Origin of the sequence: Actinosynnema sp. NPDC023658, from assembly GCF_040639995.1 — a bacterium.
GTDB lineage: Bacteria > Actinomycetota > Actinomycetes > Mycobacteriales > Pseudonocardiaceae > Actinosynnema.
On record NZ_JBFAAX010000019.1, the window covers coordinates 13,656 to 38,821 of the forward strand.

Genomic DNA, 25,166 nt, shown 5'->3' on the forward strand with positions numbered 1-25,166 from the left:
GGTGCCGAGCGTGCAGACCTCGACCGGCAGGTGGCGGGCGACGACGTGCGCGAACCGCAGGAGCGCGTCGGCGTAGGGCTTCATCGAGCCGGACACGTCGACCAGCAGCACGACCTTGCGGGGACGGGTGGTGCGGCGGCGGTGGCGGGGACGGGCCGGTTCGCCGGTGGCCAGCATGTCGCGGAGGGTGCGGCGAGGGTCGACGGCGCCTCTGCGGGCGGGTGCGCGGCGCAGGGCGCGGCGGGTCGGCGGCACCGGCCGGAGGGCGGCCAGCTGGTCGTCCAGGTGCCGCTTCTCGGCCGGGCTCAGGGTGGCGATGTCCTTGCGCCGCAGCACTTCCACGTCGCTGGCGGCGACCTTCAGCACGGGTGTCCGGCCGCTCCGGCCGGCCGTGCCGTCACCGAGGGCGGCCAGGTGGCTGGTCTGCCGCGCCCGTGCGGTCGGCGGCGCCGGTGGCGTGCCGCCGAACCACGCCGCGAACGCCGCGTCGTACCGGGGCAGGTCGTCGGGCTCCGCGCACAGCGTGAGGCGGCCCGCCCAGTACACGTCGTCGCGCCGCGCGAGGTCCAGGTGGTCGACCGCGGCGACGAACGCCTGCACCCGCTCGGGCCCGCACGCGACGCCGCCGTGCCGCAGCGCGCGGGCGAACCCCACGAGCCCGGTCGACGCGGCGGCTCCCGTCATCCCCCGATTGTGCTCCCGGTCACCCCGCCGAGCACACCGCTCGTCAGGGCCCGTCGTGAATCCTCCCGGTACTTCAGGACGGCGCCGAGGGTGGTCGCCGCCGTGTCCGCGTCCAGCTCCGTGCGGCCCAGGGTGAGCAGGGCTTCGGCCCAGTCCAGGGACTCCGCGACACCCGGCGGTTTGACCAGGTCCAGCTCCCGCAACCGCCGCACGGCCGACGCGACCTGGTGCGCGAGGCGTTCGGTGACGCCGGGGAGCCTGCGGCGGAGGATGGCGACCTCGCGGGCCAGGTCCGGGTGTTCGAGCCAGTGGTAGAGGCAGCGGCGCTTGAGCGCGTCGTGCACCTCGCGGGTGCGGTTGGAGGTGAGGACGACCAGCGGCGGGGTCCGCGCGGTGACGCGGCCCAGTTCGGGGATCGTCACCGCGTTCTCGCCCAGCACCTCCAGCAGGAACGCCTCGAACTCGTCGTCCGCCCGGTCCACCTCGTCGACCAGCAGCACGCACGGCGCGTCTTCGAGGGCTTGCAGGAGCGGTCGGGCGAGGAGGAAGCGGCGGGTGTAGAGCGACGCCTCGGCCTGCTCGGCGTCCACCGGCCCGGCCGCTTCGAGGGCCCGCAGGTGCAGCAGCTGGCGCGGGAAGTCCCAGTCGTAGAGGGCCTGGGTCGCGTCGATGCCCTCGTGGCACTGGAGCCGGATCAGCGGCAGGTCCAGCGCTTGGGCGAGGGCCACCGCGAGGGACGTCTTGCCGGTACCCGGCTCCCCCTCGCAGAACAGCGGCCGGTGCATGCGCAGTGCCAGGTAGGCGGCGGTCGCGAGGCCCGGGTCCGGCAGGTACCCGACCCGGTCCAGCGCTGCGGCGAGCTCCTCGGGCGTCACGGTTCCGAGAGTAGGCGGCGGGGGTCGTGGGGGAACCCTGAGAACGGGGGTCCGGGGGAAGTCAGGGTGCGGCCCCGATGTCGTGGAAGGCCTGGCGGAGCACTCTTGAGCCATGACGAACGACGTGCTCACCGAAGCCACCGACAAGGTCAAGAAGCTCCGCCGCAGCCGGGACGACAAGATGCTCGCCGGTGTGTGCGGCGGCGTCGCCAAGCTGCTCGGCGTGGACGCGGCGCTGGTGCGGATCCTGCTGGTCGCGGCCACCCTCTTCGGGTTCGGCGCCGGCGCGGTCCTCTACCTCGCCTGCTGGCTGCTCGTGCCCGAGGAGGGCTGATCCCCCGCCGGCGCCCCTACCGGGGGTGGCCGGGCACGCCCGGGAGCGCCTGCCACGGCCGGGGGCCGTCGAGGGGGCGGTACTCGACGCCGAGCGCGTCGAGCCGCGGCAGGTGGTGCTCGGCCAGCCGGGTCAGGAACTCCGCCTCGTCACGTCCGGCGGGGCTCCACACGACCTCGGCGAACGCGCTCAACCGGGGGAAGGCGGCGTAGTCGAGCCGCCGCGGCGAGTCGAGGTGTTCGGTCCACAGGTTCGCCTGCGCGCCGAGCACCCGGTCGGCCGCCGCGGGCTCGTACCGGTAGACGTCCTCCAGCGTGGTGACGGTGCCGACGGGCAGCGGCTCGTCGGGGTGGTCGGACTGCCGGTAGTCCAGGTACACGTGCTCCGCGGGGCACATCACGACGTCGTGCCCCCGTTCGAGCGCGGTCAGGCCGGGGTCCTCGCCGCGCCACGACGCGACGATCGTGCGGGCGGGCAGCGGTCCGACGCCGAGCACCTCGTCCCACCCGAACGGGCGGCGCCCGCGCTGGTGCAGGTGCTGGGCGATGCGGCGGACGAACCGGCCGTCGCCGCCCTCGGCCTCGTCACCGCCCAGCCCGACCACCTCGCCGGGGAAGACGTCGAGCAGCTCGTCGAACACCTGCCGGTAGAAGTCCACAGTGGACTCGTCGGCCTTCAGCACGTTGGGGTTGACCCCCCAGTCCGTCCACACGCCGCCGCCGGACACGCCGAGCTCCGGGTACGCCGCGATGGCCGCCTGGCTGTGGCCGGGCACGTCGATCTCCGGCACCACCGCGATGTGCCGCGCCGCCGCGTAGGCGACGACCTCGCGCAGGTCGTCCTGGGTGTAGTAGCCGCCGTGCGGCCGTCCGGTCATGCCGCCGGAGCGCCGGTCGCCGAACCGCGAGTCGGGCCGCCAGCCGCCGACCTCGTGCAGCCGCGGGAACCGCCGGGACTCGAACCGCCAGCCCTGGTCGTCGGTGAGGTGCAGGTGCAGCACGTTCAGCTTGTGCACGGCCAGCAGGTCCACGTACCGCAGCAGGTCGTGCTTGGGCAGGAAGTGCCGGGCCACGTCGAGCATCACGCCGCGCCACGCGAACCGGGGGTGGTCCTCCACCTCGCACACCGGCAGCGCCACCGCGCCCGGCGCCACCGCGCGGAACGCCGCCGGCCCGCTGAGCTGCCGCAACGTCTGCCGGGCGTAGAACTCGCCCGCGTCGTCGGACGCCTGGACCCGCACCCCCTCGTGCGACACGGACAGCCGGTAGCCCTCGGCGGGCCCGGCCACGCGCTGCACCTGGAACGTGCCGTCGAACGGCACCTCGCCGTCACCGCGCGTGAATGCCACCGGTCGGGGCAGGATCACGACTTCACCGCCCCTGCCAGTCCCGCGACCAGCCGCCGCTGCACCAGGATGAAAAACACCAACACCGGGATCGTCATCAGGGTCGATCCTGCCATGATCGCGCCCCAGTCGTTCTGGTCCGGCTTGACGAACACCTGCAGCGCCAGCGGCAGCGTCTGGTTCTCCGCGGCCGAGATGATGAACGTCTTGGCGAACAGGAAGTCGTTCCACGCGTGGATGAACGACAGCACGCTCGTCGCCACCAGACCCGGCGCGACCAGCGGGAACAGCACCTGCCACAGGAACCGGAAGCGGGACGCGCCGTCCAGCGCCGCCGCCTCCTCCAGCTCGACCGGGACGGCCGCGACGAACCCCCGCAGCATCCAGATCGCGAACGGCAGGCTGAACGCCAGGTGCACCAGCACCAGCGAGCCGAGGTGGTTGAGCCCGAACACCGGCGCGACGTCGCGCACCGACTGCATGACGAAGAACAGCGGGATGGTCAGCGCCTCGACCGGCACCATCTGCACCACCAGCAGCATGATCAGCAGCGTGGTGCGGCTGCGGAACCGGAACCGGGTCAGCGCGGTGGCCGCCAGGAACGAGATCAGCAGGCTGAGCAGCACCACCGAGACGGCCACCACCAGGCTGTTGACCAGGTAGCGGCCGAAGCTCTGCACGGTCAACGCGCGCACGAAGCTGTCGACCGTCGGCGCGAGCGTCCACGGCCGCGGGTCGGCCGAGATCACCTCCGCCTGCGGCTTCAACGCCGTCAGCACCATCCAGTACAGCGGGAACGCCACCACCGCCGCGATCACGACCGTGACGCCCTCGGTGATGCCCCGGGACACGCGCCGGTTCACAGCACCTCCCCGCTGCGCCGCAACGCCCGCAGGTAGCCGAGGGTGACGAGCAGCAGCAGCACGGTCGTCACCACGCCGATGCTCGCGCCCAGCCCGTACTCGGAGGCGGCGAACGCCTGCTGGTAGGCGTAGACGTTGAGCACCAGGTTCCGGCCGGCGATGCCGCCGCCGTTGGTCATGATGTAGATCTGGGTGAAGACCTTGAAGTCCCAGATGACCGACTGGATGGTCACCACGACCAGCAGCGGCCGCAGCAGCGGCAGGATCACGCTGGTCGCGGTCCTGGCGGTGCTCGCGCCGTCCAGCGCGGCGGCCTCCAGCACCTCGCCCGGGATGGCCTTGATGCCCGCGTAGAGCGTCACCATGACGAACGGGAACGAGCACCACACCACCTGCGCGGCGACCAGCCCGAACGCCACCCACCTGTCGTAGGTCCAGGAGAACCCGGTGGTGCCCAGCACCTCGTTGACGAACCCGAAGTTGGCGTCGAACAGGAACAGCCAGATCGTCGACCCGGCCACCGCGGGGGTGGCCCACGCGCCGAGCGCGGCCAGGAACAACACCATCCGCGCCCACGTGCGGACCCTGGTGGCCAGCACCGCCAGCGCGGTGCCGACCAGCAGGGTGCCCACCACGCACACCGCGGCGAACCCGACCGTCTGCCCGAGCACGGACCAGAACCGCTGGTCGGCCAGCAGGGTCGTGTAGTTGCCCAGGCCGAGGAAGGTCAGCGGCGCACCACCGCTGACCTGCTCCTGGCCGTAGTCGAACAGGGAGATCAGCACGAGCTGGTAGATCGGGTAGCCCATCAGCCCGACCAGCACCAGCAACGCGGGGGCGAGGTAGGCGAACGCGATCCGCCCGTCGCCCTTCGACGTCCGCAGCACACTCATGTCCTTTGTCCGGCTACGACGAGGCGAAGGCGGCGTTCATCTGGGCGGCGGCGTCCCCGGCGGCCCGGTCGAGGTCCGCGCCACCGGACGCGACCTGCTGCAACAGCGTCGGCAGCACGGCCTGGGCGTCGATCTTGGCCCAGCTCGGGGTGACCGGGACGAACCGCGTGCCCGCGTCCAGCGTCCTGGTGAACGGCTCCAGCGCCGGGTTGGCCTTCGCCACCTCGGCCTGCACGTCACCGAACGTCGGCAGGTTGCCCATCGCGTCGAACATCCGGCGCTGGTACTGCTTGCCGCCGAGCAGCCGGACGAACTGGTCGGCCAACGTCCTGCGCTCGCTGCCCTTGAGCACGCCGAGCAGGTTGCCGCCCGCGAACGCCGGCGCGATCTCGCCGGCCTTCTTCCCCGGCAGCGGCACGACCGCGTACTTGCCCGCGGCGGCGGAGGCGTCGACCGACTTGCGGTTGAAGTCGCCGCCGACGACCATCGCGGCCTTGCCGGCCCGGAACGCCTCGACGCTGGCGTCACCGCCGTTGCCCGCGCACTGGGCGGGCGGGCAGATGTCGTCCGCGATCAGCTCGGTGTACTGGCGCAGTCCTGCCTTCGACTCGGCGCTGTCGATGGCGGCGACGTACTTGTCGCCGTCCTTGCGGGCGATGTCGCCGCCGTTGGCCCACACGAACGGCATCGCGCCGTAGGTGTACTTGCCGCCGGCGGAGATGCCGAGCAGGTCGGGCTTCGCGGCGCGGATCCGGCGGGCCAGCGGAGCGATCTCGTCGAGCGTGGCCGGCGGCTGGAGGTTCAGCTCCTGGAACACGTCGGTGCGGTAGTAGAGCGCGCGCACGCCGACGTACCAGGGGACGCCGTAGACCTTGCCGTCCACCTTGCCGGTGTCCAGGACGGCGGGCAGCAGGTCCTTCGCCTCGGGCCACCCGCCGAGGTCGAGCTCCGCGAACCCGCCGCCCGCGACGTAGCCGGCCAGGTCGGTGTTGCCGAACTCCGCGACGTCGGGCGCGCTCTTCGGGTCGCTGAACGCGGCCTTGAACCGCTCGGCGCGGGTCTGCACCTGGATGTACTGGACGTCGACCGTGACGCCCTGGTGCGCCTGCTCGAACTCGGTGACCGCCTCCTTGACGACCGCCTCCTTCGGGGCCCGGTTGACCTCGTCGAACAGCCAGACCCGCAGCTGCCCCGACTGCTCGTCACCACCGGTGGGCGCCGGGCCGGACTGGACCGGGGCGCACCCGGCCAGCACGACGGCGCCCACGACCGCTGCTACTGCGAACCGCATCTCGCCCACCTTCCAGGTGTGTCGCACCCCAGCTCGCGTTGCGTCATGTGCAACGGCTATTTCACGGGAAGCAACGGCGATGCTAATGTCCGCATCGGCAAGCGGTCTAGACCAGATTCGCCCAGGACCGGACCGCGGCGGCGGACACCGGGGCGTCCCACCCGCCTGGCCGCACGGCGCTGCCGACGTGGAAACCGGTGGCGCCCAAGGCTTTCAGCGGCGCGACGTGCTCGGCCTTGAGCCCGCCGCCGACCAGCAGCCGGACCGCGCCCTGCCGGGCGGCCAACCGTCCCAGCACGTCGAACCCGTCCGTGACGCCGCGGGCGCTGCCGGCCGCGAGCACCGTGTCGCAGCCGAGCCCGCCGACGACCTCCCACGCCGCCTCGGGGTCCGCCGAGTTGTCCAGCGCGCGGTGGAACGTCCAAGCGCACCCGTCCAGCTCCGCCACCAGGGCCGCGCACGCCGCCTCGTCCACCCGCCCGTCGGCGTCGAGGAAGCCGAGGACGAACTCCGACGCGCCCGCCTCGCGCAGCGCCGCGGCGTCACGCCGCAACCGGTCGAGGTCGCCGGGGACGAAGCCGGGCGCGTCGCGCAGCATGACCCGCACCGGCAGGTCGGTCGCGGAGAGCACGTCCCGCAGCACGGTGACCGGCGGCGTGAGCCCGTCCGCGGCCATGTCGACGGTGAGTTCCAGCCGGTGCGCGCCGCCGGCCTGGGCGGCCTCGGCGTCGGTGGCGTCCAGTGCGATGACCTCAAGCATGGTCTAGACCATACTCAGCGGTCGGGCTCCCCCGGCCGCCAACGGTGAACTGTTAAAACGCCGGGACGTATCCAGCGTAGAACTACTCACTCCTTACCTGATGACCGATCCTCACCCCGACTGAGGAGGCCCGCATGACCGCCACTCCGCCTGGCGTCGACGAACTGGATCCGGCGCGGCTCGACACCGACGCGCTGGAGCTGGAGTTCGCCGGCACCGACGAGGTGACCGACCCGCAGGACCTGCCGCCCGTCTCACCCGACGGCCAGCACCAGACGCACGGGGACCCGGTGGAGACCGCGCCCGCGGTCACCAGCTGAACGACTTGGGGGGGAAGGCGGTGGTCGGTCGGCTTCGAGGGGTGCCGATCGGCTGCCGCCGACAGTGGAGGGGGGAGGCGGTCCGCGGTGCGAGGGGGGCATCGCGGACCGCCGCCGCGCCGGTGACGGCGAAGGTGTGTGACGATCAGCTTCGGCTGGGGGATGCCGAGGAGGAGGTGACGACGTGGGAGAACTGCGCACGGCCGGAGAGCGTCCACCGTGGGAGGGTCTCGACGGGACGGACCGGCACGCGGCCTGCGTCGTCGCGGCTCGCGACGGGGACCGCAGGGCCCTGGACGTGCTGGTCGCCGACCTGACGCCGCTGGTGTGGCACGTGGCGCGGGGGCACGGGCTGGACCGCAGCACCGCCGAGGACGTGGTGCAGACGGTCTGGCTCGCGCTGCTGCGCCACCTCGACCGGCTGGTCCAGCCGCGTGCGCTGGCCGCGTGGCTCGTCGTCGCGACGCGCCGCGAGGCCCAGCGGACCTGGACACCGGCTCGCCGTGAGGCGGCGCTAAGCGACGAGCTGATGGACCAGATGGAGAGCGAGTACGGCCTGCCCGAGGACGCCGCCCTGGTCGACGACCGCGACCACCGGCTGTGGCGGGCCTTCGGCCGCTTGTCGCAGAGGTGCCAGGAACTCCTGCGCCTCACCGTGCTGGCAGGCCGGGCGGAGTACCGCGCGGTCGCGGAAGCACTGTCCATGCCGCGCGGCAGCATCGGCCCCACCCGGGGTCGGTGCCTGACCATGTTGCGCACACATCTCGAAGCGGAAGGAGGATCGCGGTGAACGACATCGACCCGCGCGATGACCGCAGAGGCCAAGATGACCGCAGAGGCCAAGAGGACACCGCTGTCCTCACTGAGCTCAACCGCCTGGTGTACGAGTTGGACGCGCCCCCGGCGGGGCTCGTCGAACGCATCCAGTTCGCGGTGGCACTGGAGAACCTGGACGTCGAGGTGGCCCGCTGGGAACGCGCGGGCTCGTTCGCGGGCGTGCGCGGGGACAACCCCGGGACCATCACGTTCACCGTGGACAACCTGACGTTGATGGTCAACTTCACCTCGACCGGCGCCCGGCACCGCATCGACGGCTGGCTCGTGCCCGCGGGTGAGCACACCGTCGAGGTGCGGGTGGCCGAGCACAAGTCGAGCACCACCAAGGCCGACGACGGTGGCCGGTTCGTGCTGTCCGACGTGCCGGCGGGGACCACGCAGATCGTGGTGCACCTGGTGAACTCCCGGGGCGAGCCCGGCCGGACGGTCGTCACGCCGACGATCATGTTGTAGGGCGGCCCACCGGGTCGCACCCGGTGCCGCGCCGGGCCGTCCGGCGTGCATTCACTCAGCGTGACCCGTTCGGCTCAGGCACAGCATCCGCAAGACGGCTTCTCGGACACGTTCGGTGTGCTGGCATTGAGGACGTGCCCCCGACTCCTGCCGCCCTGCCGGCCTCCCCGCACGCCTCCAGCGGTGTCGACGTAGCGGTCGGCCTGCACAAACAGGCCTATCGCGCGGCGTCGGGCGGCCGTCCGGCGGAGGCCGTGACGTTGCTGCGGCGGGCGTTGCGCGCACTGCCCGTGACATCACCGGGCGTCGAGGCGACCACGGTCCGCATCCGGATCCTCATCACCCTGTCCTACGGCGAGGCGGAGACCGACTCCGTCCAGGACGGCCTGGCCCGACTGAAGACCGCCGCCGAGCTGATCACCACGCTGCCCGAGGGGCCGGACGCGGTGGGGCTGCGGGCGATCGTGAAGGACCAGCAGGCCCTCATCCTGCACCGGGCCGGCCGCACGGCCGAGGCCCTCGCCCTCTACGACGAGTCGGTGCGCCGCCTGGAGGACGGGTGGGCGTCCGGCGCGGTCGGCGCGACGACGTTGTCGACGGCACTGGTGAACCGCGGGCTGACCAACATCGCGTTCGGCCTGCCGGACGCGGCGGAGCGGGACCTGCGCCGCGTGATCGCGCTGGCCGAGGCCGAGGACCTGCCGCTGATGAAGGCCAAGGCGCTGGCGAACCTCGGGGACATCGCCCACCTGACCGGTGACGTGCCCCGGTCGCTGGCCTACCACGAGCAGGCCGAGCGGGTGTTCCGGCTGCTCGCGCCCGACCTGCTGGGGCGCACCCGGATCGACCGGGCCAGGGTGATGCTGGCCGCGGGGCTGGCCGACGAGGCGGCCGAGCACCTGGACGAGGCGCTGGTCGTGCTGCGTCGGCGTCGGGTGGGTCAGGACCTGGCGGAGGCGGAACTGGCCCGCGCCGCCGCGGCCCTGCTGCAGAACGACCCCGGGACCGCCCGTCAGCTGGCCGGCCAGGCCCAACGCCGCTTCCGCCGCCGGGGCAGCAAGTCGTGGGCCGAGTTGGCGTCGCTGATGCGCATGCGAGCCGACTTCGCCACCGCCACCCCCTCGGAGGGCGGCGGTCCCGGTGGGGTCGATCCCGGTGGGGTGAATCCGGAAGGGGCAACTCCCTCACCCGAAGGGCTGGTCGTGCTGCCGACCCAGTCGCGTGCGGGAGCGCCGGACGTCCCGTCGTCGCCGGCGGTCGCGCCCGGCCGCGGGGCGGCGCGGGTCACCCCCGCTCGCGCGACCCGGCTGGCCGAGCGGTTGACCGCGGTGGGGCTGACCGACGAGGCCTCCATGGCCAGGTTGCTCGCCGTGCGGATGGCGCTCCGCCGCGGTGACCCGAAGGCCGCCCGCGCGTTGCTGGACCGGGTCCCCGCCCCCGGTCCCATCACGCCGGTCGACCACCGGATGCTGCTGCGGCTGTGCCGCGCCGAGCTGGCGGTGGCCGTGGGCGAGCCGCGGTTGGCGTTGCGCGAGGCCGAGGAGGGGCTGGCCGAGCTGGGCCGCGTCCGCGATCGGATGGGTGGTCTGGACCTGCTGTGCGGCACCGCGGTCCACGGTCGGGAGCTGGGTGAGCTGGCCGTCGGTCTCGTCCTCGACGGCGACGGCGACGCGGAGGCGGCGTTCGACTGGCTGGAGCGGACGCGGGCGCAGGTGTACCGGTACGAGCCGCTGCCGGCGATCGACGACCCGGTGCTGGCGCGGCGGGTAGCGGAGTCGCGGTCGTTGTCGCGGGCCGTGCAGCAGGCGCGGTTGGACCGCCGGCCGGTGCGCGAGCTGGAGGACCGGCTGGACGAGTTGCAGCAGGAGGTCGCGCGGCTCGGGTGGCACACGAGCGTGTGGGGCCGGCCGCGCCCGGTGTGCGGGGTGGCCGAGGTGCGTGCCGCACTGGGTGACCGCGCCCTGGTGAGCTTCGTGGCCCACGGTGACGTGCTGTCGGCCGTGGTCCTGGTGGCGGGTGAGGCGGCGCTGGTGCGGCTGGGGCGGGCGTCGGAGGTGTTCGAGGCGGTCCGGCAGCTGCACGCCGACGTGGACGCGCTCGCGCCCGACCACCTGTCACCGCTGGTCGCGGGGGCCGTGGCGGCGTCCGCGATGCTCCGCGCCGAGCGGTTGGACCACACGCTGATGGGTCCGCTGGCGGCGTTGGTCGGTCAGCGCGAGCTGGTCGTGGTGCCGACCGGTGACCTGTACGCGGTGCCGTGGAACGTGCTGCCGTCACTGCACGGCCGTCCGATCGTGGTCACCCCTTCGGCTACCGCGTGGCTGAACGCGACGTCCGCGCGTCCGACGGCGACCCGGGTCGTGCTGGTGGGCGGGCCGGACCTGCCGGAGGTCGTCGGGGAGATGAGCGACCTGCGCGGCACGTACCCCGACGCGGTGGTCGCGGAAGCGGTGGGCGACGTGCTGGCCGCGCTGGACGGCGCCCGGTTGGCGCACCTCGCGGCGCACGGCGAGCACGTCGCGGACAACGCCCTGTTCTCCCACCTGGAGCTGGTCGACGGTCCGCTGTTCGCGCACGAAGCCGCCCGCCTGCGGACCGCGCCCGAGCAGGTGGTGCTGGCGGCGTGCTCGTTGGCGCTGAGCCACATCCGGCCGGGTGACGAGGCGCTGGGCTTCGCGGGCGCCCTCCTGGCCGGCGGGTCGCGCACGGTCGTGGCGGCGGTCAACAAGGTGGGCGACCGGGCGACCGCGATGACCATGGCGACGTTCCACAAGCTCATGGCGGACGGCAAACCCCTGTCCCACGCCCTGGCCGAAGCAACCGCCGCCGACCCCCTCCGCCGCCCTTTCGTGTGCTTCGGCGCCTGACCACCGATCCACCAGCCCCAGCACCCCACCCACCCGCGAATCCCCGCCCCACCCGCGAATCCCCGCCCCTCCCCCGAATCCGCGCCCCCTCCCCCGATCCCTCGCCCTCCGCCCCCGATTCCCCTGCCGTGCCCTCGATTCCCCGCCCCGAATCCGCGCCCCTCAATTGCCCCGCCGCCCCTCAATTCACCTGCCGTGCCGTCGATTCCCCTGCCGTGTCCTCGATTCCCTGCTTCGCCGGCTTCTCGTGCTTGTGGCTTGGCTTGGGCCTCGTGAGGGCTCGGTCGATCCGAGGGCGGGTCGTCAGAACGCGCCGAGCAGCGCTCCCGCGTGACTGACCGGCACGGTGTGCGTGGCGAACCCGGTCCCGGTGGCGACGTGCAGCAGGAACCCCGTCGGCTCGTCGAGGTACCCGGCCTGCCGGTCGGCCCGGAGGGTGAGCGACGTCTGGCGGTAGGTGCTCGGCGCGATCGACACCTCCGTCCCCGCGAACGGCACGCTGACCGCCCGGTGCACGTGCCCGGCCAGAACGCGGGCCACGTGGCCGTGGCGGGCGAGCACGGTGCCCAACGCCGGCCCGTCGTCCAGCCGCATGCCGTCGAGCAGCGGGATGCCGACCGCCACCGGCGGGTGGTGCAGGCACACGAAGGCCGGCACGTCGGGCCGGCGGCCGAGGACGTCGTCCAGCCACGACAGCTGCTCCTCACCGAGCAGCCCGGCCGGGCTGTCGGGTCGGCGCGAGTCGAGCGCGACGACGGTGGCACCGGGCAGGTCGACGACGTAGTTCGTCGACCCGCCGCCGCCGAGGAACGGCGTCCCGCCGAACACCTCCAGCAGCGCCCCGGGCTCGTCGTGGTTGCCCATGATCAGGTGCAGCGGCAGCGGGAAGTTGCCGATCACCTCGCGCAGCTGCGCGTAGGCGTCGACATCGCCGTGCTCCGCCAGGTCACCGGTGATCACCACGCAGTCCGGCCGGGGGTCCAACGCCAGCACCCGCCCCAACGCCCGGCGAAGGGCCGCAGCCGGCTCCGCGGCCAGGGCATCGGTCCGCAGGTGCGGGTCGCTCAGGTGCGCGATGAGCACGTGTTCAGCTCCAGTTCCAAGGCCGAGCAGGCAGATAGGCAGATGGGCGGGGGGCAGATGGGCGGGTGGGTTCAGGCGGTGGGTGGTTCGGGCGGTGGGGTGGTTCGGGGTTCGGCTTCGTTTTAACCGAGTGGCGGTAACAGTGTTTCCGTACACTTCTCGGTCGATCTCACCCGATCGTGTGGCCCTGGCCCGTCCAAGACCAGGGCTGGCCGAGGTCAGCGGGGTGGGGACGGCGAAGGGCCCGGTCCGCCTGAGGCGAACCGGGCCCTTCGTGACTTCGGCCGATCGGACCTGGGTCAGGTGACCTGGTCGATCAGAAGTCCATGCCGCCGGCGTCCGGGACGGCCGGGGCAGCGCCCGCCTTCTCCGGCTTGTCCGCCACCACGGCCTCCGTGGTGAGGAACAGCGCGGCGATGGACGCGGCGTTCTGCAGCGCCGAGCGGGTGACCTTGGTCGGGTCGGGCACGCCGGCCGCCAGCAGGTCCTCGTACACACCGGTGGCGGCGTTGAGGCCGTGGCCCACGGGCAGGCCCTTGACCTTCTCCACCACGACGCCGCCTTCGAGGCCGGCGTTGATGGCGATCTGCTTCAACGGCGCCTCGACGGCGACCTTGACGATGTTCGCACCGGTCGCCTCGTCACCCTCGAGGTGCAGGTCCGCGAACGCGATCTCGGCGGCCTGGAGCAGCGCGACGCCACCACCGGCGACGATGCCCTCCTCGACGGCGGCCTTCGCGTTGCGCACGGCGTCCTCGATGCGGTGCTTGCGCTCCTTCAGCTCCACCTCGGTGGCGGCGCCGGCCTTGATGACCGCGACACCGCCGGCGAGCTTCGCCAGGCGCTCCTGCAGCTTCTCGCGGTCGTAGTCGGAGTCCGACTTCTCGATCTCGGCGCGGATCTGGTTCACGCGACCCTGGATCTGCTCGGGGTCACCCGCACCCTCGACGACCGTGGTCTCGTCCTTGGTCACGACGACCTTGCGGGCCTTGCCCAGCAGCGACAGGTCGGCGTTCTCCAGCTTGAGGCCGACGTCCTCGGTGATGACCTGGCCACCGGTGAGGGTCGCGATGTCCTGCAGGATCGCCTTGCGGCGGTCACCGAAGCCCGGGGCCTTCACGGCGACGGACTTGAACGTGCCGCGGATCTTGTTGACGACCAGCGTGGCCAGGGCCTCGCCCTCGACGTCCTCGGAGATGATCAGCAGCGGCTTGCCGCCCTGCATGACCTTCTCCAGCAGCGGGAGCAGGTCCTTGACCGTCGAGATCTTCGAGCCGTAGAGCAGGATGTACGGGTCCTCGAGGACCGCTTCCTGGCGCTCGGGGTCGGTCACGAAGTAACCGGAGATGTAGCCCTTGTCGAAGCGCATACCCTCGGTGAGCTCGAGCTCCAGCCCGAGGGCGTTGCTCTCCTCGACGGTGATGACGCCTTCCTTGCCGACCTTGTCCATCGCCTCTGCGATGAGCTCGCCGATGGTCGAGTCGCCCGCGGAGATGGACGCCGTGGCGGCGATCTGCTCCTTGGTCTCGACCTCCTTGGCGGTCTTCAGCAGCTGCTCGGTCACGGCCTCGACGGCCTTCTCGATGCCGCGCTTGAGGCCGAGCGGGTTCGCACCCGCGGCCACGTTGCGCAGGCCCTCGCGGACCAAGGCCTGGGCGAGCACGGTGGCGGTGGTGGTGCCGTCACCCGCGACGTCGTCCGTCTTCTTCGCCACTTCCTTGACGAGCTCGGCCCCGATCTTCTCCCAGGGGTCCTCGAGCTCGATCTCCTTGGCGATGGAGACGCCGTCGTTGGTGATGGTCGGCGCACCCCACTTCTTTTCGAGCACGACGTTGCGGCCCTTGGGGCCGAGCGTCACCTTGACGGCGTCGGCGAGAGTGTTCATGCCACGCTCAAGGCCGCGGCGGGCATCCTCGTCGAACGCGATCATCTTGGCCATTGCGGTGTGTTCCTCCGCCTGATTACGAATGGGGCCACTGCGGGCTCGCGCCCACAGCGGAACACGGTGCTTCGGCCAGGATTCGGTGCCCGCGACGGACGACCCGCCCCCGGAGGGGCAAGCCTCACCGTCCTAGCCTGCGTGTTGGCACTCAGGTGTTCCGAGTGCCAACATCGGTTTTAGCACTCGACGGGGGCGAGTGCAAGAAGAGCTGGTCAGCGGGACGTCCGAACGGGCACGCTGGTGGGCAGCGGTTTGCTGCTCGTCGTGCCCCCGACCTCGATGGACTGGGTGCTGCCGGTCGTGCCGCCCTGGCGCGGAGGTTCATCCTTCGGCGTGAGGATCACCACGAGGATGACGACGAGCACGATCGCGACCGCGCCGGCGATCACGGGCGCGAGCCAGGCGGGCCGGGACTTGCCGGTGCTGGTGAACGCGCTGGCGCCGACCTGGGCGGGCGGGCGCAGCCGCACGGGGTCCTGGAGGAACCCCGGCTGCGGGTGGCCGGGCTGTTGCTGCTGGTAGGGCGGCCGGTACTGCTGCGCGGGCACGCCGCCGGTCTGCGGGCCCATCGGCATCGGGCCGGAGTCGGTGCGGCGGGGCGGCGGGGCGCCCTGGGGCGCGGCGGACAGCGCGACGCGCGCCGCGGCGATCAGCTCGGCGCACGAGCCGTAGCGCTGGGACGGGTCCTTGGAGGTGCCCTTGCGCAGCACGTCGTCGATGGCGGGCGGCAGCGCCACCACGGAGGTCAGCGAGGGGATCTCCGAGCCGAGGTGGCCCTGGATGACGTCCTGCACGCTGCCCTGGAACGGCGGTCGCCCGGACAGGCACGCGTAGACCATGCAGGCGAGCGCGTACTGGTCGGTGCGGCCGTCGAGCGGTTCGCCGCGCAGGTGCTCGGGCGCGGCGTAGGTGGGTGAGCCGAGGAAGTCGCCGGTGCGGGTGCGGTGGCCGGTGGCGCCGCGCCGGGTGAGGCCGAAGTCGGCCAGGTAGACGTGCTCGTTCGCGGCTTCCTTGGTGGTGACCAGCACGTTGGCCGGTTTCACGTCGAGGTGGACCAGGCCCTTGCCGTGGAGCATGTCCAGCGCCTCGGCCACCTGGCCGAGCAGCGCCAGGGTGCGGGCGGGCGAGAGGGGGCCGTCCTTGATGTGGCTGGCGAGGTCCTGGCCGTCGACCAGGCGCATCGCGATGTAGAGCAGGCCGTCGACCTCGTCGAAGTCGTAGAGCGGCACGATGTTGGCGTGGTCGATCGCGGAGGTGTTGCGGGCCTCGTCGACGAATCGCTCGCGGAACTCGGCGTCCGCGGTGAGGTGTTCACCGATGACCTTCAGCGCGACCTTGCGACCGAGCCTGACGTCCGTGGCCCGGTAGGTCACGCTCATGCCACCGCGGCCGAGCACCCCGTCGATCCGGTAGTGCCCCAACCGTCGCCCGCTCAGGTCCTCCGACACGCGAGGGAGCCTAACCTCCCCGTGGACGCGGGTGCGCGGGGTTCCCGGCAAACGGGGCGTGCCCGGACCCGGACGGAGCAGGTCGGGGACGCCGGTGGAGCGGGGAACGCGGGTGGAGCGGGTGGTGCCGGTCGTGCGGACGAGGCCGGTGGGCCCGGCGGACGGGGAAGGCGGCCCGGCCCGCCGCGGCGGGCCGGGCGGAGGTCACGATGCCTTTCGCACGTCCGATGCCTGGCTGCGGCCGTCGCGCCCTGCCTGGATCTCGAACTCCACGCGGTCGCCCTCGGCCAGCGTCCGGAAGCCTTCCATCTGGATCGCCGAGTAGTGCACGAACACATCGGGCCCGCCGTCCGCGGCGATGAATCCGTACCCCTTCTCCGAGTTGAACCACTTGACCGTGCCGACAGCCAAGACGTCCTCCTTCGAGAAATACCTTGAGCAAACCGCCACGCTAGAGGCACGAGGGGGTTCCCCGATACCTCCTTATGGAGTCATGAGCGGATGCTGAATCCGTTGTCGCGCAACCAACTGACGAGTCCGCGCGGGCTGCGGGTCCGGGTGAGCACCAGTCCGGGACCGGCGAAGTCCAGGACCAGTCCTTCGCCATTCCGCACGGATTGGGGCGCATCGGGGGAAACGGCGCGCAGTCGGCACTGCACGGTGTCGGCGAACGCGACCACGTGGCCGCCGGCGACGGTGACCAGCTCACCCGGTTCGAGGGTGACGACGTCGAGCGTGCCGTAGCAGCTGAGCACGACGGAGCCGACGCCGAACGCGTAGGCGAGGAAGCCGTGGTCGCCGCCGTGCAGGGTGCGCACGGGCGGCGCGGACGGGTCCAGGCGGGCGGTGGCGGCGCAGGCGAGCCAGCTGTCGCGGTTGACGCACCAGCCGGTCGTGCCCTCGAGGTCGAGCACGTGCAGGTCGCCGGGCAGGGGCGGGGCGACGTCCACCCAGCCGCCCTCGGGGCCCGCGGTGCACAGGGCGGCGTTGACGCCGGGCGCCTTGGTCTTGCCGTCGATGGTGACGCCGTAGCTGGTCGCGAGCACGCTGGAGCGCTCGACCACCACCGGTTCACCGGGTGCCAGGACGAGTCGGGCGACCCCGAACGTGGGGGTGTGGCGGGTCCGGACCTGCAACTTTCCCCCTGTCGTGATCAGCCGGTTGGAGCAGTCTGCCACGGGCGCGGCAGGATGGTGCGCGTGTCCAACGCGCTGACCCGAGTCGCTGATCACAAGGCCCGCGTCGCCGGGCTCCTCGGACCGATGCCGGTGGCGGAGCTGCCGGTGGCCGACTGCCTGGGGCTGGTGCTGGCCGAGGACGTGGTCGCGCCGGTGCCGCTGCCGCCGTTCGACAACTCCGCGATGGACGGTTACGCGGTGCGCGCGGCCGACGTGGCGTCGGTGCCGGTGGAGCTGCCGGTGGTGGAGGACATCCCGGCGGGGCGGACGTCGTCGGTGCCGCTGGCGGCGGGCACGGCGCACCGGATCATGACCGGGGCGCCGGTGCCGCCCGGTGCGGACGCCGTGGTGCAGGTCGAGTGGACCGACGGCGGCACGTCGGTGGTGCGGGTGGACCGCGGGGTGGCGGTCGGCGCGAACGTGCGGCGCGAGGCGGACGACGTGGCCGTGGGCACGACGGTGCTGCGGGCCGGCGCGGTGCTCGGCCCGGCGCAGCTGGGGTTGGCCGCGGCGCTCGGGTTCGGCGCGCTGCCGGTGCGGCGCAGGCCCAGGGTGCTGGTGCTGTCGACGGGGTCGGAGCTGGTGGGGCCGGGTGTGCCGCTGGAGCCGGGGCAGATCTACGAGTCGAACGGCGTGATGCTGGCCGCGGCGGTGCGCGAGGCGGGCGGTGAGGCGGAGCTGCTGCGGTTCGTGCCGGACGACGTGGAGCGGTTCCACGAGGCGATCGCGCCGCGGTTGGCGTCGGTCGACCTGCTGCTGACCTCCGGTGGCGTCAGCGCGGGGGCGTACGAGGTGGTGAAGGACGCGTTCACCGGGCGCGGGGTGGAGTTCACGAAGGTCGCGATGCAGCCGGGCGGGCCGCAGGGCGCGGGGCGCTACCAGGGCGTCGCGGTGGCGACGCTGCCCGGGAACCCGGTGAGCGCGCAGGTGTCGTTCGAGGTGTTCATCCGGCCGGCGCTGCGGGCCGCGATGGGGTTCGCCGCCGTGGAGCGGCCGACCGCGCTGGCCCGGTTGAGCGCGCCGGTCACCTCGCCGGCGGGGCGCACGCAGTTCCGGCGCGGCGCGTACGACCCGGAGTCGGGACGCGTGGTGACGCCCGTCGGCGGGCCGGGGTCGCACCTGCTGTCGGCGTTGGCGATCAGCAACTGCCTGATCGAGGTGCCGGAGGACGTCACGGAGCTCCCCGCGGGGGCCGAGGTCGCCGTCCGGCTGCTGCACGGAGAGTAGTTCCCGGCTGACCATCGGCGTTGATCAACGCTGTGACCAGGCTTACACTCGTGGTGATCTCCAGGTCCGGCACGTCCGTGCGTTCGTCGGGGGACGCACGGGCGGGCCGGACGAGGGCCGGCGGAGCCGCGTAGCGTGTGGCGGGCCGGAAGACCGCCCTGACACGGAAGAGCCATGACCGCCGATCGCGACAAGCACAGTGGTGCCGTCTCCCACTTCCTCGAGCTCGCCCGGGGCATCGTGCCCCCGATGCACCCCGCGGGCCGTCCCTTCGTAGCGGGCGCCGCCGTGGCGACGCTGCTGCTGCGCCGGTACTCCAAGCGCGCCGGTGTCGTCGGCGGTCTGCTGACCGCGTGGGTCGCGTGGTTCTTCCGCGAGCCCAAGCGCACCACCCCGACCCGGCCCGGCCTCGCGGTCGCGCCGGCCGACGGCACGGTGTCGCACGTCGTCGAAGCCGCGCCGCCCGCCGAGCTGGGTCTCGGTGACGCGCCGATGACGCGGATCAGCGTGTTCCTGTCGGTGTTCGACGTGCACGTGCAGCGCGTGCCCGTGGCGGGCCTGGTGCGGCAGGTGTCGTACCGGCCCGGCAAGTTCCTGTCGGCCGACCTCGACAAGGCCAGCGACGACAACGAGCGCAACACGGTGTGGCTGAGCACCCCGTCCGGTCAGGACGTGGTGGTCGTGCAGATCGCGGGCCTGGTGGCGCGGCGGATCGTGTGCGAGGTCGCCGAGGGCGACAAGGTGGCGGCCGGGCAGACCTACGGCCTGATCCGGTTCGGGTCGAGGGTCGACCTGTACGTGCCCGCCGGCAGTCGCGTGCTGGTCGAGGCCGGTCAGCGGACCATCGGTGGCGAGACCGTGCTCGCCGAGCTTCCCGCGGAGGGCTGAGCGGATGGCTCCGAGCGGGCCGGGCATCAGGCTGCTGCCGAACGCCATCACGGTCCTCGCCATGTGCGCGGGGCTGTCGGCCGTGCACTTCGCGATCGTCGAGATGTACGGGGCGGCGATCGGGTCGATCGCGGCGGCGGCGGTGTTCGACGGGTTGGACGGGCGGATCGCCCGGCTGCTCGACGCGACCAGCAAGATGGGCGCCGAGCTGGACTCGTTGGCGGACGCGATCTCGTTCGGCGTCGCGCCCGCGCTGGTGATCTACGTGTGGAAGTTCGAGCCGACCCGTGAGGGCTGGGTCCTCGCGTTGATCTTCGCGGTGTGCATGGTGCTGCGGTTGGCGCGGTTCAACACGCTGCTGGAGGTCGAGCAGCCGCCGTTCGCGAAGGAGTTCTTCGTGGGCGTCCCGGCGCCGGCCGGCGGGTTGTTGCTGCTGCTGCCGCTGATCCTGGACGAGCAGCTGGGCCGCGGCGGGTGGTGGTCCGGGTCGGCGGTCGTCGCCGTGTGGACCGTCGCGATCGCGCTGCTGCTGGTCAGCCGCATCCCGACGCTGTCGGTGAAGACGATCAAGGTCCCGGCGCGGCTCGTCGCGCCGCTGCTGGTCCTGGTCGGCCTGCTGGCGGCGGCCGTCATCACGTTCCCGCTGGTGGCGCTGAGCGCGGCGATGCTGGTGTACCTCGGGCACCTGCCGTACTCGGTGCGCCGCTACCGGTGGCTGGCGAAGCACCCGGAGGCCTGGTCGGTGCCGGCGGCGGACCGGAGGGCGATCAAGCGGGCGCACGGCGTGGCGGCGCGTCGGCTGGGTCTGCGGCAACCGCTCGGGGGTCGTGTCGCGGGAGCCGCGATGCGTGCCGTCCGCCGGCCGCGGCGGAGCGTGGACCCGACCCAGGTGGCGGCGGAGACGAACGGGCAGCGGAGGCCGGGCAGGCGGCGCGGGTGGCGGCAGATCGGCTTGCGCAGGCATGATCGGCCTTAGGTCGGTAAGCTGGCTCTGAGCAGGGGTTATACGGTTGGCAGGCCGTACCCGAACGGGTGATTTCGGGTGCGGCGATGTACGGAAACGCCGTTATTGGGCCGCCCGAACGTCGGTTGAAACAACGAGGCCGGCACCAACCACCGCCCCTCGAATCACCTCGGGTCCGGCCGCCTCGGGACTGGTCGTCTCGGGTCCCGGTCTGCACGGGCCTGGCCGCCACAGGCCTGGTTGACTCGGACCGGACCACCTCGGGTTCGGTCGCCACAGGCCTGGTCGCCTCGGGCCGGACCACTTCGGCCCGTACGGCCCACGCCGATCACCCGTGGCGATCACCTCAGCTGATCCCGACCCCGGCTCCGTGGCCCTGGTCGGGGTGGCGAGGCCGGATCCCGGTCGGGTGGGGAGGCGACCCCACGGGGATACAGGCCACGGGACCGCGGTTCAGGGTCGAGAGTCGCTGGCTCGGCTGGCGGGTGGCGGGTGCTGCCCACCTCGCGACCGCGATCCGCCAGCCGGTCGGTCGGTCCGACCTGGTCGAACCGAGCGACTTCCGGGCCGCGCGAGCCTGTGACCGGCCGAGCCTGGCGAACGTGCGCGCCGACGACCGTGCGAGCCCGCGGAACGCGCGAGCCTGCGACCGTGCGAGCCGGCGGACCACGCGAGCCTGCGGAACGCCCGCGCCGGCGGAACGCCTGAGCCGGCGGAACGCCCGAGGCGGCGAAACGCCTGAGCCGGCGGACCGCGAGCCGGCCAGGTGCCCTACCCGGACCACTCGGCCCAACTACGCTCATGTCGTGATCACGCTGACCGCCCGCCTGTCCCCCTCCGCCCTGGACACCCGTCGCGGCGTGGTGCGCTTGCACCCGGAGGTGCTGGACGCGCTCGGCTTGCAGGCGTGGGACGCGGTGCGGTTGACCGGGGCTCGGGTCAGCGCCGCGCTCGCCGCGGCCACCGCTGGTGACGGTCCGCCCGGAGTGGTGCTGGTGGACGACGTGACGCTGTCGAACCTCGGCGTGGTCGAAGGCGCGGAGGTGGTGGTGGCTCCCGTGGAGGTGGCGGCGGCCCGGGCGGTGATCGTGGCCGGGTCGCGGTTGGCCAGCACGTCGCTCACGCCGGAGACGTTGCGGATGGCGTTGACCGGCAAGGTGTTGACGGTCGGTGATGCGGTCTCGCTGCTGCCCCAGGACCTCGCGCCGCCGCCCGGGGCGGATGTCAGCGCGACTCGCAGCAAGTTGTCCAACGCCATCGGGATGACGTGGACCAACGAGTTGTTGACCATCACGTCGGCCGAGCCCGCCGGTGGGCCGGTGACGGTGCAGCCATCGACGGTGGTCGGGTGGCGTGACGGTGCCCGCACCGGCGATGGGCCCACCGGAGGGCCCTCCGAGGGGAGGGCCATCGTCGGAGAGGGGATGCGTGCCCGGTCTGGTTCGGGTGGAGGCCGGGTTGGGGAGCGGGGCCCGGTTGGTGGGAGCGCGAGGGATGGGAGCGCGAGGGATGGTGGCGCGCAGGCTCAGGCGGGGGCGAGTGAGGCGGTAGGGGCGGAGGGGCAGGGGTGGGTGCCCGTGGTCCCGGTGGTGCCGGTCGCGGATTTGGTGGGGCAGGGTGAGGCGGCGAAGCGGTTGGCGGAGTGGTTCGAGCTGACGTTCAGCCACCCCGAGTTGTTGGCGCGGTTGGGGGCGACGGCCCGGTTGGCGGCGTTGGTCAGCGGGCCCGAGGGGGTCGGCAAGGCGACGTTCGTGCGGGCCGTGGCGCAGGCGGCGGACGTGGCGGTGGTGGAGGTGGCCGCCCCGAGCATCGCGGTGCTGGAGGCGAACGCGGCGGCGCAGCGGGTCGTCGACGCGGTGGCCCGGGCGCGGGAGCAGGTGCCGTCGGTGCTGTTGGTGACCGACGTGGAGGCGTTGTTGCCGGCGGCTTCGGCGCCGCCGGTCGCGACGGTCGTGCTGGACGCGTTGCGCGGTCGGCCGGACGGGGTGGCGCTGGTGGTCACGAGTGCGCACCCGGAGGCGGTGGATCCGCGGCTGCGGGTGCCGGAGCTGGTGGACCGGGAGTTGGTGCTGCCGCTGCCGGACGGCGCGGGGCGGACCGAGCTGCTGCGGGTGCTGCTGCGGGACGTGCCGGTGGAGTCCGATGTGGACTTGGGCGAGGTGGCCAACCGGACGCCGGGGTTCGTGGTGGCGGACCTGGTGGCGTTGCGGCGGGAGGCCGCGTTGCGGGCGGCGTTGCGGCAGTTGGACGTGGACGAGCCGCGGGTCGGCCAGGCGGACCTGCTGGGTGCGCTGGAGATCGTCCGCCCGATTTCGATGTCCACTTCGGACACGTTGCGGACCGGCGGGTTGACGTTGGACGACGTCGGGGACATGACCGAGGTCAAGCAGGCGTTGACGGAGGCCGCGCTGTGGCCGTTGCAGTACCCGGATTCGTTCGCCCGGTTGGGTGTCGCGCCGCCGCGCGGTCTCCTGCTGTACGGGCCGCCGGGGTGCGGGAAGACGTTCCTGGTGCGGGCGTTGGCGGGCACGGGCCGGTTGAACGTGCTGTCCGTGAAGGGTGCGGAGCTGATGGACAAGTTCGTCGGCGAGTCGGAGCGGGCGGTGCGGGAGTTGTTCCGGCGGGCGGCCGAGGCGTCGCCGGCGTTGGTGTTCCTGGACGAGGTGGACGCGTTGGCGCCGCGGCGCGGTCAGTCGTCGGACTCGGGGGTGGCGGACCGGGTGGTGGCGGCGTTGTTGACGGAGCTGGACGGTGTGGAGCCGTTGCGGGACGTGATCGTGCTGGGTGCGACGAACCGACCGGAGCTGGTGGATCCGGCGTTGTTGCGGCCGGGTCGGTTGGAGCGGTTGGTGTACGTGCCGCCGCCGGACGCGGAGGCGCGGGCGGCGATCCTGCGGGCGTCGGCGCGGAACACGCCGTTGGCGTCGGACGTGGACCTGGACGCGGTGGCCGGGGAGTTGGACGGGTACTCGGCGGCGGACTGCGCGGCGTTGATCCGGGAGGCGGCGTTGACGGCGATGCGGGAGTCGCTGTCGGCGGCGGAGGTGACGGGTGCTCACCTGGCGGCGGCGCGGGTGGCGGTCCGGCCGTCGCTGGACCCGGCGCAGTTGGCGTCGTTGGCCGCCTACGCCGAGTCCCGCGAGCGTTGAGGACCGTCCGGGGGTCGAGCTGTCGGGCTGGTCAGGAGACCTTGCCGGAGGGGCCCTTGTAGTCGTTGGTGACGATGACGATGATCCCGGGTTGGGCGGCGCGGATGCCGTCGAACCTGGGTTCCAGCCGGGCGTTGAGGATCCGGGCGAGTTCGCGGGCCGAGGGTTCCTCGTCGGTGCCGGGGCGGAAGTAGACGGTGGTGGTGGGGATGTTGCCCGAGGAGTAGTTGCCCTTCTCGGCCACCTGCCAGCCGGCGCGTTGGACGTCGTCGGTGGCGCGGGCGGCGAGGCCCTGGATGGTGCTGTTGTTGTAGACGCGGACCGGGAGCTTGGGGACGGCGTCGACCTGGGGTGGGGCGGGTTGGTCCGTGGTGCCGCCGGCGTTGGCGCCGGGGGGCGTGGTGGCCGGTGCTCCGGTGGCGGGGGCGGTCGGGGACGTCGTGGTCGGTCCGCCGCTCGGTTCGCCGGTCGGGGACGTGCCGGACGTCTCGGAGGTGCCCGAGGTGGTGTCGGCGGTGGTGCCCGGGGTGTCGGAGGTGGCTGCCGGCGGGGTCGTCTGGGCGGCGGGCGGCTCGTCGTCCGGGTCGCCGCCGAAGAGGCTGACCAGGCCGATCACCAGGGCGATGGCGGCGAGGGCGAGGAGGCCGTAGCCGGCCGCGCGGGCCGGGTGGGCGGGGCCCGCGGGCTGTTCGGGGTTCGTCATCGGCGCTCGACGCCCAGCCTCTTGGCGGCGCGGGCGCGTTGCCTGCCGGAGCGGGACCTGCGCAGTCTCTTGATCAACATCGGGTCGGCGGCCAACGCCTCTTCCTTCTCGATCAACGCGTTGAGCAGCTGGTAGTAGCGCGTCGCGGACATGTCGAACAGCTCCTTCACGGCCTGTTCCTTGGCACCCGCGTACTTCCACCACTGGCGTTCGAAGGCCAGGATCTCGCGTTCCCGGTCGTTCAAACCGTCGTCCGGCCCCTCCGCCGGCGCCAGTGCCTCTGCGGCGTCCATCTGGCTCCTCAGCCGTGTCCCCGTGCGTGGGTGCCATTACATCACGTGATCTTGAAGTGGGTCGGTTCATCGGTCGGCGCGTCCGAATCGCCGCGCCGTTAGGCTGCGCGTCATGGCAGTTCACCCGATCCGCATCGCCGGAGATCCCGTGCTCCACCACCCGACTCGCCCGGTCGAGGTGTTCGACGAGGCGCTGCGCACGTTGATCGACGACATGTACGAGACGATGGCGGCGGCGCACGGTGTGGGTCTGGCGGCCAACCAGATCGGGGTCGACCTGCGGTTGTTCGTCTACGACTGCCCGGACGACGAGGGTGTGCGGCACCGGGGTGTGGTGGTGAACCCGACGTTGGAGACGTCGGACGTGCCGTTGGGGATGCCGGACCCGGACGACGACTTCGAGGGTTGCCTGTCGGCTCCGGGCGAGTCGTACCCGACGGGTCGGGCGTCGTGGGCGAAGGTGACCGGGTTCGACGGTGACGGCAAGCCGTTGGAGGTCGAGGGCACGGGGTTCTTCGCGCGGTGCCTGCAGCACGAGACCGATCACCTGGACGGGACGATCTACCTGGACCGGTTGGTGGGGCGGCACAAGCGGGCGGCGAAGAAGATGCTGCGGGCGAACGGGTGGGGCGTGCCGGGTCTGTCGTGGGATCCGGCGACGTCGGAGGACCCGTTCGCGGACGACGAGGACGACGACTGACCGCTGTCGACGGGCGGCGACCTGGGGACGGACCGGTGCGCGGGGTGCGGTGGGCCCGGGTGTCGGGCC

General features: G+C 72.7%; 24 protein-coding genes. 10 read left to right on the forward strand and 14 right to left on the reverse strand.

The features are described 5' to 3' along the window. Together AB0G02_RS04525 and AB0G02_RS04530 are read right to left on the reverse strand one after the other, a co-directional pair. A partial coding sequence (locus AB0G02_RS04525; protein ID WP_360789249.1) for a VWA domain-containing protein occupies positions 1 to 684 on the reverse strand: 684 nt, incomplete at its 3' end. Further along, positions 681 to 1,559 carry a MoxR family ATPase gene (locus AB0G02_RS04530; protein ID WP_360789251.1) on the reverse strand — a complete coding sequence of 293 codons (879 nt, stop codon included), beginning with the start codon at positions 1,557 to 1,559 and terminating at the stop codon, positions 681 to 683. The genes AB0G02_RS04530 and AB0G02_RS04525, both read right to left, overlap by 4 nt. A gap of 112 nt (positions 1,560 to 1,671) precedes the next feature. On the opposite strand from AB0G02_RS04530, the gene AB0G02_RS04535 reads away from it, so the two are divergent. Beyond that, positions 1,672 to 1,893, forward strand: coding sequence for a PspC domain-containing protein (locus AB0G02_RS04535; RefSeq protein WP_360789254.1), 222 nt, complete (start codon positions 1,672 to 1,674; stop codon positions 1,891 to 1,893). 16 nt (positions 1,894 to 1,909) lie between these two features. Here AB0G02_RS04535 and AB0G02_RS04540 read toward each other — a convergent pair whose 3' ends face one another. The 5 genes from AB0G02_RS04540 to AB0G02_RS04560 form a co-directional block, all read right to left on the reverse strand. Beyond that, the gene (locus tag AB0G02_RS04540; protein ID WP_360789256.1) at positions 1,910 to 3,241 is read right to left on the reverse strand and encodes a beta-N-acetylhexosaminidase; all 1,332 of its coding nucleotides are present in this window, start codon (positions 3,239 to 3,241) and stop codon (positions 1,910 to 1,912) included. Positions 3,242 to 3,255: 14 nt separating this feature from the next. After that, complete coding sequence (locus AB0G02_RS04545) at positions 3,256 to 4,101, reverse strand: carbohydrate ABC transporter permease (protein ID WP_360789259.1); 846 nt, start codon at positions 4,099 to 4,101, stop codon at positions 3,256 to 3,258. After that, positions 4,098 to 4,994 (reverse strand): sugar ABC transporter permease, encoded by an 897-nt coding sequence (locus AB0G02_RS04550; protein WP_360789262.1) that lies wholly within the window; start codon positions 4,992 to 4,994, stop codon positions 4,098 to 4,100. The genes AB0G02_RS04545 and AB0G02_RS04550 overlap by 4 nt, the downstream gene beginning before the upstream one ends. 13 nt (positions 4,995 to 5,007) lie before the next feature. Further along, complete coding sequence (locus AB0G02_RS04555) at positions 5,008 to 6,285, reverse strand: extracellular solute-binding protein (protein WP_360789265.1); 1,278 nt, start codon at positions 6,283 to 6,285, stop codon at positions 5,008 to 5,010. A 106-nt stretch (positions 6,286 to 6,391) separates the two neighbouring features. Beyond that, on the reverse strand, positions 6,392 to 7,045 hold the full coding sequence (locus tag AB0G02_RS04560) for a copper homeostasis protein CutC (protein WP_360789267.1): 654 nt from the start codon (positions 7,043 to 7,045) through the stop codon (positions 6,392 to 6,394). 134 nt (positions 7,046 to 7,179) lie between these two features. Between AB0G02_RS04560 and AB0G02_RS04565 the strand changes: the two genes are divergently transcribed. The 4 genes from AB0G02_RS04565 (at position 7,180) to AB0G02_RS04580 (ending at position 11,522) form a co-directional block, all read left to right on the forward strand. Further along, a complete protein-coding gene (locus AB0G02_RS04565) occupies positions 7,180 to 7,365 on the forward strand; it encodes a hypothetical protein (RefSeq protein WP_360789270.1) in 186 nt (61 codons plus the stop codon). Positions 7,366 to 7,549: 184 nt separating this feature from the next. Continuing rightward, on the forward strand, positions 7,550 to 8,155 hold the full coding sequence (locus AB0G02_RS04570) for a sigma-70 family RNA polymerase sigma factor (protein WP_360789272.1): 606 nt from the start codon (positions 7,550 to 7,552) through the stop codon (positions 8,153 to 8,155). Between the two features lie 5 nt (positions 8,156 to 8,160). Beyond that, complete coding sequence (locus AB0G02_RS04575; RefSeq protein WP_360789311.1) at positions 8,161 to 8,655, forward strand: carboxypeptidase regulatory-like domain-containing protein; 495 nt, start codon at positions 8,161 to 8,163, stop codon at positions 8,653 to 8,655. Positions 8,656 to 8,789: 134 nt separating this feature from the next. Next, positions 8,790 to 11,522 carry a CHAT domain-containing tetratricopeptide repeat protein gene (locus AB0G02_RS04580; protein ID WP_360789275.1) on the forward strand — a complete coding sequence of 911 codons (2,733 nt, stop codon included), beginning with the start codon at positions 8,790 to 8,792 and terminating at the stop codon, positions 11,520 to 11,522. Positions 11,523 to 11,825: 303 nt separating this feature from the next. Here AB0G02_RS04580 and AB0G02_RS04585 read toward each other — a convergent pair whose 3' ends face one another. The 5 genes from AB0G02_RS04585 to AB0G02_RS04605 all read right to left on the reverse strand — a co-directional run bounded on the left by AB0G02_RS04585 (position 11,826) and on the right by AB0G02_RS04605 (position 17,131). Further along, positions 11,826 to 12,605 (reverse strand): phosphodiesterase, encoded by a 780-nt coding sequence (locus tag AB0G02_RS04585; protein ID WP_360789278.1) that lies wholly within the window; start codon positions 12,603 to 12,605, stop codon positions 11,826 to 11,828. Positions 12,606 to 12,921: 316 nt separating this feature from the next. Further along, a complete protein-coding gene (groL, locus tag AB0G02_RS04590) occupies positions 12,922 to 14,544 on the reverse strand; it encodes a chaperonin GroEL (protein ID WP_360789281.1) in 1,623 nt (540 codons plus the stop codon). 215 nt (positions 14,545 to 14,759) lie between these two features. Beyond that, a complete protein-coding gene (locus AB0G02_RS04595; RefSeq protein ID WP_360789284.1) occupies positions 14,760 to 15,995 on the reverse strand; it encodes a serine/threonine-protein kinase in 1,236 nt (411 codons plus the stop codon). 204 nt (positions 15,996 to 16,199) lie between these two features. Continuing rightward, positions 16,200 to 16,406: a cold-shock protein gene (locus AB0G02_RS04600; protein WP_033432301.1), complete on the reverse strand. Its 207-nt coding sequence runs from the start codon at positions 16,404 to 16,406 to the stop codon at positions 16,200 to 16,202. An 80-nt stretch (positions 16,407 to 16,486) separates the two neighbouring features. Next, on the reverse strand, positions 16,487 to 17,131 hold the full coding sequence (locus AB0G02_RS04605) for an AIM24 family protein (RefSeq protein WP_360789287.1): 645 nt from the start codon (positions 17,129 to 17,131) through the stop codon (positions 16,487 to 16,489). Positions 17,132 to 17,185: 54 nt separating this feature from the next. On the opposite strand from AB0G02_RS04605, the gene glp reads away from it, so the two are divergent. The 4 genes from glp to AB0G02_RS04625 all read left to right on the forward strand — a co-directional run bounded on the left by glp (position 17,186) and on the right by AB0G02_RS04625 (position 23,401). Next, positions 17,186 to 18,400, forward strand: a complete 1,215-nt coding sequence (gene glp / locus AB0G02_RS04610; RefSeq protein ID WP_360789290.1) for a gephyrin-like molybdotransferase Glp — start codon at positions 17,186 to 17,188, stop codon at positions 18,398 to 18,400. Positions 18,401 to 18,574: 174 nt separating this feature from the next. Beyond that, positions 18,575 to 19,288 (forward strand): phosphatidylserine decarboxylase, encoded by a 714-nt coding sequence (locus AB0G02_RS04615; protein WP_360789293.1) that lies wholly within the window; start codon positions 18,575 to 18,577, stop codon positions 19,286 to 19,288. 4 nt (positions 19,289 to 19,292) lie between these two features. After that, positions 19,293 to 20,264 (forward strand): CDP-diacylglycerol--serine O-phosphatidyltransferase, encoded by a 972-nt coding sequence (pssA, locus tag AB0G02_RS04620; RefSeq protein ID WP_360789296.1) that lies wholly within the window; start codon positions 19,293 to 19,295, stop codon positions 20,262 to 20,264. A 794-nt stretch (positions 20,265 to 21,058) separates the two neighbouring features. Next, complete coding sequence (locus AB0G02_RS04625) at positions 21,059 to 23,401, forward strand: AAA family ATPase (protein WP_360789299.1); 2,343 nt, start codon at positions 21,059 to 21,061, stop codon at positions 23,399 to 23,401. Between the two features lie 31 nt (positions 23,402 to 23,432). Here the strand turns inward: AB0G02_RS04625 and AB0G02_RS04630 are convergent, their stop codons facing one another. Together AB0G02_RS04630 and AB0G02_RS04635 are read right to left on the reverse strand one after the other, a co-directional pair. Then, on the reverse strand, positions 23,433 to 24,104 hold the full coding sequence (locus tag AB0G02_RS04630; protein ID WP_360789302.1) for a LytR C-terminal domain-containing protein: 672 nt from the start codon (positions 24,102 to 24,104) through the stop codon (positions 23,433 to 23,435). Further along, on the reverse strand, positions 24,101 to 24,397 hold the full coding sequence (locus AB0G02_RS04635; RefSeq protein WP_053715184.1) for a DUF3263 domain-containing protein: 297 nt from the start codon (positions 24,395 to 24,397) through the stop codon (positions 24,101 to 24,103). The genes AB0G02_RS04630 and AB0G02_RS04635 overlap by 4 nt, the downstream gene beginning before the upstream one ends. A 112-nt stretch (positions 24,398 to 24,509) precedes the next feature. On the opposite strand from AB0G02_RS04635, the gene AB0G02_RS04640 reads away from it, so the two are divergent. Further along, positions 24,510 to 25,097: a peptide deformylase gene (locus tag AB0G02_RS04640; RefSeq protein ID WP_360789306.1), complete on the forward strand. Its 588-nt coding sequence runs from the start codon at positions 24,510 to 24,512 to the stop codon at positions 25,095 to 25,097. Positions 25,098 to 25,166: the final 69 nt, after the last annotated feature.

Excerpts from the sequence above, each read along its gene's own strand:
- AB0G02_RS04535 (WP_360789254.1), top strand. The coding sequence starts at position 1,672 with ATGACGAACGACGTGCTCACCGAAGCCACCGACAAGGTCAAGAAGCTC.
- AB0G02_RS04550 (WP_360789262.1), bottom strand. The coding sequence starts at position 4,994 with ATGAGTGTGCTGCGGACGTCGAAGGGCGACGGGCGGATCGCGTTCGCC.
- AB0G02_RS04555 (WP_360789265.1), bottom strand. The coding sequence starts at position 6,285 with ATGCGGTTCGCAGTAGCAGCGGTCGTGGGCGCCGTCGTGCTGGCCGGG.
- AB0G02_RS04560 (WP_360789267.1), bottom strand. The coding sequence starts at position 7,045 with ATGCTTGAGGTCATCGCACTGGACGCCACCGACGCCGAGGCCGCCCAG.
- AB0G02_RS04565 (WP_360789270.1), top strand. The coding sequence starts at position 7,180 with ATGACCGCCACTCCGCCTGGCGTCGACGAACTGGATCCGGCGCGGCTC.
- groL (WP_360789281.1), bottom strand. The coding sequence starts at position 14,544 with ATGGCCAAGATGATCGCGTTCGACGAGGATGCCCGCCGCGGCCTTGAG.
- glp (WP_360789290.1), top strand. The coding sequence starts at position 17,186 with ATGGTGCGCGTGTCCAACGCGCTGACCCGAGTCGCTGATCACAAGGCC.
- AB0G02_RS04615 (WP_360789293.1), top strand. The coding sequence starts at position 18,575 with ATGACCGCCGATCGCGACAAGCACAGTGGTGCCGTCTCCCACTTCCTC.
- pssA (WP_360789296.1), top strand. The coding sequence starts at position 19,293 with ATGGCTCCGAGCGGGCCGGGCATCAGGCTGCTGCCGAACGCCATCACG.
- AB0G02_RS04630 (WP_360789302.1), bottom strand. The coding sequence starts at position 24,104 with ATGACGAACCCCGAACAGCCCGCGGGCCCCGCCCACCCGGCCCGCGCG.
- AB0G02_RS04635 (WP_053715184.1), bottom strand. The coding sequence starts at position 24,397 with ATGGACGCCGCAGAGGCACTGGCGCCGGCGGAGGGGCCGGACGACGGT.
- AB0G02_RS04640 (WP_360789306.1), top strand. The coding sequence starts at position 24,510 with ATGGCAGTTCACCCGATCCGCATCGCCGGAGATCCCGTGCTCCACCAC.